The organism is Ideonella sp. P3_A4 (assembly GCF_056403075.1).
On the sequence record NZ_JBFUGE010000490.1, the window covers coordinates 1 to 4,529 of the forward strand.

The window sequence follows — 4,529 nt, forward strand, 5'->3', positions numbered from 1 at the left end:
GCTGGAATGACTTCGGCTACGTTTTGTCCGCAAACGTCGGACTTCGGACTGCAAATACCATCGAATGGTTTGAGGCTAAGTTCGCACTGAAAGGTCAGCCCAGCTTCGTAGCGCTCATGGAAGACATGCTGCACCGAAGCGACCCGGCCAGGCCTCTATCAAAGCTCAAGCTGCCGTTTGCCTGTCTGCTCAGCGACACCCGAGCCTATGCAACGGTTGGGCGTCTCTTTGGTGCTGAGAGGGGGAGACAACTGCTGGCGTCACTGAATGACGTCGCGCTATTGCGTGCGCAAGATGCGCAAGTTCCGGACTGGCCCAGCTTCTTTGAAGAGCCGGTCTTCCAGCGGGCCATGGTTCGTGCCAGCGAATCCTTTGAAGCGTACAAGCATGGTGCGCGCGCCCTAGCGGCCGGGATGGATACCGAAAGCGACACTTGCTCGGCCTTCATGGCTCGAATGGCAGGAAAGAGGGGGCCGCGGCTCCAACTTGACTTTCCATTCGACAAAGACAACCACCTGCGCGGTCGCATAGCCGTGCTCATTGGCGCCAACGGATGCGGAAAGACCTCGACGCTTGCCACGCTTGCTAGGGCGCTCAATGACCGAGCGTCGCGCTTGGCGACGTTCAGCAATCGGCCTGAAGTGAATCAGGTGCTGGTATTCGCACATCCAATGTCGCTGAAGACATTTGAACCGAAGAGGATCGACGGCGCAGCGGGCCTACGACTTTTCGCGCTTGAGCCGGCCGACCGTCGTGGTCGAGCCAATGCAGAGCGCAGCGTTCTCATCGACCTCGCACGCTCACAGTTCCACGGTCAAGACGCAGTAGCGGTTCTCGATCGAGCGCTACGAGATGAGTTCGAAGAATTAGTTGCATATGTTCCCGTGGTCGAGAACGGCACGGAACTACCGCAACGAAAGGGGCTCTGGATTCCTCTGGGTGTCTGGATTTTCGGCGGTGAAAAGCAGCAACTCGAGGCTATCGCCAACCTGGACCGGTCGCGGCGAATTGTCTACACCGATGCTTCCGGAAATCCGCGGAACTTGAGTCTTGGGCAGGCTGTCTTCATCCAGTTCGCCATGAGAGTGCTCGCTTTTGCCGGACCCGGCTCGATCATCGTCGTGGACGAGCCCGAGAACTACCTTCATCCAAACCTCATCTCTCAGTTCATGAGGTTGCTTAACAAGGTGCTCACCACATCACGATCAGTGGCAATCGTTGCGACCCATTCGCCTTTCGTCGTCCGAGAGGTCTCCTCGGATCTGGTGCAGGTTATTCGAGTCACAGAGGACGGCGTTGGAAGCTACAGCCCGCGACTACAAACCTTAGGAGCCAACGTGGCTTCGATCGCTTCGGAAGTGTTCAATGACACTACTCCGACCCACCTTCATGAGGAGCTACTCGAGGCCGCTGACATTGCCGCGCTTAGCTTTGAAGAGGTTCTCGAAAAGTACAAAGACGACTTGAGCATCGAGGCGATGATGCTGCTTCGCCAGCGAGTCAATGATCTATGAGGAAGCTCGCTGTTCCCACCACCGACGACGAGGCTGTCCTTGATCAACTACTTCGCTCGCGCGGCAAGAAGGTTGGTCTCATTCGGCAACATAGAAACGAGATGGCCGGACAGTATGGCGCCTACGTTGCGGCATGCGGTGACCCGTGGCTGCTTGGTGGACTCGCACCGATCGGCTCCGCGGCAGAGAAGGACGCGATGGTTGATCTGTACAAATCGAAAACGCCCGCGCTCGGATTCATCGCTGAAATGCGCGATGGGACGCGTGGTGCGTGCCCAATGTGTGGGTCGGACAGTACTGGCACTTTGGACCACTACCTTCCAAAGGCGACTTACGCGCAGTTCTCCTTCTTCTCTCGCAATCTCATCCCCTGCTGTGCCCGATGCAATTCCATGCGACAGGACACCGTACAGGGCGCAGCAGTAGGAGAGCGTGCAGCGCACCCATACTTTGACGGCTTCCTGGATCAGAGGGTGATGACAGTGACGTTCCAGCCGCCTTGGACGATCCCCAGGGTGGACTTGGTGCCGTTCAACGTCCAAGGGCAAGAGCAGGTCACCGTCCAGTGGCACATCGACAACGTCGTCAAGCCGGCTGGCTTTGTGAGGGAGATCATCACTTGGTGGAGCAACCTCTATCGAGAGCCCAAATCGGTACTTCGAGACGCTACGGATATCAACACGGCACGCGAGAACGTCCGCATGGAGCAGAGATTCGTAGAGGTTATGGCGGGATCTAGGAATGGCTGGAAGTCGACCTTTCTCCACGGCTTGGCGGCAACCGATGAGATGCTCGGCGTTCTCCTTGCCGCCAATGCGTCGCATCCATAGGTCAGTCACTTGGGACCGGGCAAAGGAGAGGAATGCGCCCTTGTTCAAAGCAACACCAGACGACATTCATGAGATTTCAACGACGCTGACCTGCGCGAGCCGAAGGCACAACCATGCGAAGACGAAGTGGTCAGCAAAGGTCATTGCCCATCGCATATGAACTGGGGCGGCAGTTGTATCTCTGATATCCGAGCCGAGCGCCGTTTGTTCGGGACGAATTCTCCGCCGGCTTTTCGGACGTTCACCGATCATTGCGGATCTCTTGTATCAGCGAGTTGGAAGAGGTCGTGGTCGTCGGCGCGCAGCGCCTGTGCGCTGGCGCCGAGCCGGTTTGATCGGATGCTCAACCCAGCAATGTCCAACGCCGAAGCCTCTCGCCCCAAGACGCCTGTCCTGCACTTCAAGCACAGCGGTGCCGCAATGGACGAGATCGTGTTGCAAGGCCGGCGCAAGAAGTTGCTGCCAGCCATAGGTGCCGGTGTGCTCGTCGTGTTGGCGCTCTTCGTCGTCTGGCGGCTGCCGCCGCCTAGTTGAACGGAAATGGTCTGCTCACGATGTCGACGAGCGGCCGGGCTGGGATTCGACAAGCCACTGCTGCCAGCCCCACGGGCGCTCCTTGCCGCCATGCCGGGTATACCCTTGCTCGCCATTGTCGAATCCCGACGCGCAGGAACGTCGTGACCAGAGGGCTTTCCTCGGCAACACATTGGAGCAACCCATGCCAGCACTCAGGCGACTTCAGTGGTCGGTGGACATTGCCGCACCGGCCTCCAAGGTCTACCAAATGTTGGTCGGGTCCGAGAGCTACCCGCAGTGGACGGCTGCCTTTGGCGAAGGCTTGTACTTCGAAGGCTCGTGGCAGCAGGGTCAACGAATCCGCTTCTTGACGCCGAGCCGGCACGGCGTGATCTCGGAGATCGCCGAGAACAGGCCGAACGAGTTCCTCTCGATCCGACATCTCGGCTACATCGCCAACGGCGTTGAAGACACGAGCAGCGAAGCCATCCGTGCCTGGGCGCCGGCCTACGAGAACTACACCTTCACCGCCACGCCGCAAGGAACGAAGCTCACTGTCGACCAAGACATGACGGAAGAGTTCGACGGCATGCCCGAAGCCTGGCCGAAGGCACTGGGAATACTGAAAGCGCTGTGCGAGAACCGCGCTCAGTGACACCTGACACTGTCTGGCCATGGAGCTTGCAAATGGAACCTGATGAACAAGCCATCCGCGAGGTGCACACCACCTGGATCGAAGCCGTCAACGCCGGCAATCTAGCCCGCTTGCTCAGCTTGATGGCGGACGATGTCGTGTTCCTGAACCCGGGCCGGGCGCCGTTCGGCCGGGACGGATTCCCCGACGGCTTCTTGCGTGCACACCAGCAATTTCGGATCCGCTGCATCAGCGAGCCGGAAGAGGTCACGGTGGTTGGCGATGTGGCCTACACGCTGAGCCAGGACTCGCTGTCGCTGACGCCGCACGCCGGTGGAGACACCATTGAACTGGCGGGGCATCGGATCACCATCTACCGCCAACAGCCCGACGGCCGTTGGCTGCTGGCGCGCGACGCCCACACCTTGTCGCCGGTGGAGCGCTGACACCGTCGAGCGACTGGCCCGGCGTGAGATAGCTCTGCGACTGCCGCCGCCTAGTCCTGCGACCAGCTCAACACGTAGTTCGGCCCCGGCTTCTTGCTGCCGCCGTTCACCAGCAGCCCCTTGTCACCGTCCAGCGTCTGCACTTCGTGGCCGCAGCCGTTGTAGCCTTGCTTGAGTTGCCCCTTGTCCCGCAGGCCGTCTTTGCGGACCCAGAACACGAACGAGGATGGCTAGCGCTGACCGTACAACCGCGCCAGTAACCGATCGAAGGCGGCCTGCCGCTGCGGCGCGGTGGCCTGTAGCACCCCCTGCTGCTGCAGCACCTCGATCAGCTTGGTCGGCGCGATGTGCTTGTCGCCCACGATCTCGACATGGCCGGCCACCACCTCGACCCGGGTGACACGCGGGTCGGCGTCGGTCACCGGGCTGCGCTGTTCGGCCAGCGAGAAGATGTCGTCGCTGTCGACGCAGCGACCATCGGCGCTTTGCCGGCAGCTACCCCGCTCGTCGGTGTCGATCTTCAAGTGTCGGCTGACGCGGCTGGACAGCGCACCGGGCTCGAGGATGAAGGGCGACGAGAACGTGATGT

Annotated in this window: 7 protein-coding genes; 5 read left to right on the top strand and 2 right to left on the bottom strand. The window is 60.2% G+C overall.

Translation table 11 applies throughout. The annotated features are described in order from the left end of the window. From AC1DYI_RS27445 to AC1DYI_RS27465, 5 genes are all read left to right on the top strand, one after another. On the top strand, nucleotides 1-1,514 hold a 1,514-nt coding region (locus AC1DYI_RS27445; RefSeq protein WP_477207292.1), incomplete at its 5' end, for an ATP-dependent nuclease. Beyond that, nucleotides 1,511-2,344, top strand: coding sequence for an HNH endonuclease (locus AC1DYI_RS27450; protein WP_477207293.1), 834 nt, complete (start codon nucleotides 1,511-1,513; stop codon nucleotides 2,342-2,344). The genes AC1DYI_RS27445 and AC1DYI_RS27450, both read left to right, overlap by 4 nt. Before the next feature lie 354 nt (nucleotides 2,345-2,698). After that, complete coding sequence (locus tag AC1DYI_RS27455; RefSeq protein WP_477207294.1) at nucleotides 2,699-2,878, top strand: hypothetical protein; 180 nt, start codon at nucleotides 2,699-2,701, stop codon at nucleotides 2,876-2,878. 184 nt (nucleotides 2,879-3,062) lie between these two features. Further along, nucleotides 3,063-3,515: an SRPBCC family protein gene (locus tag AC1DYI_RS27460; protein WP_477207295.1), complete on the top strand. Its 453-nt coding sequence runs from the start codon at nucleotides 3,063-3,065 to the stop codon at nucleotides 3,513-3,515. A 32-nt stretch (nucleotides 3,516-3,547) separates the two neighbouring features. After that, the gene (locus tag AC1DYI_RS27465) at nucleotides 3,548-3,940 is read left to right on the top strand and encodes a YybH family protein (RefSeq protein WP_477207296.1); all 393 of its coding nucleotides are present in this window, start codon (nucleotides 3,548-3,550) and stop codon (nucleotides 3,938-3,940) included. A gap of 50 nt (nucleotides 3,941-3,990) precedes the next feature. On the opposite strand, the gene AC1DYI_RS27470 is transcribed toward AC1DYI_RS27465, so the two are convergent. Both AC1DYI_RS27470 and AC1DYI_RS27475 read right to left on the bottom strand, forming a co-directional pair. Further along, nucleotides 3,991-4,158, bottom strand: coding sequence for a hypothetical protein (locus AC1DYI_RS27470; protein WP_477207297.1), 168 nt, complete (start codon nucleotides 4,156-4,158; stop codon nucleotides 3,991-3,993). Nucleotides 4,159-4,170: 12 nt separating this feature from the next. Then, on the bottom strand, nucleotides 4,171-4,529 hold a 359-nt coding region (locus AC1DYI_RS27475), incomplete at its 5' end, for a hypothetical protein (RefSeq protein WP_477207298.1).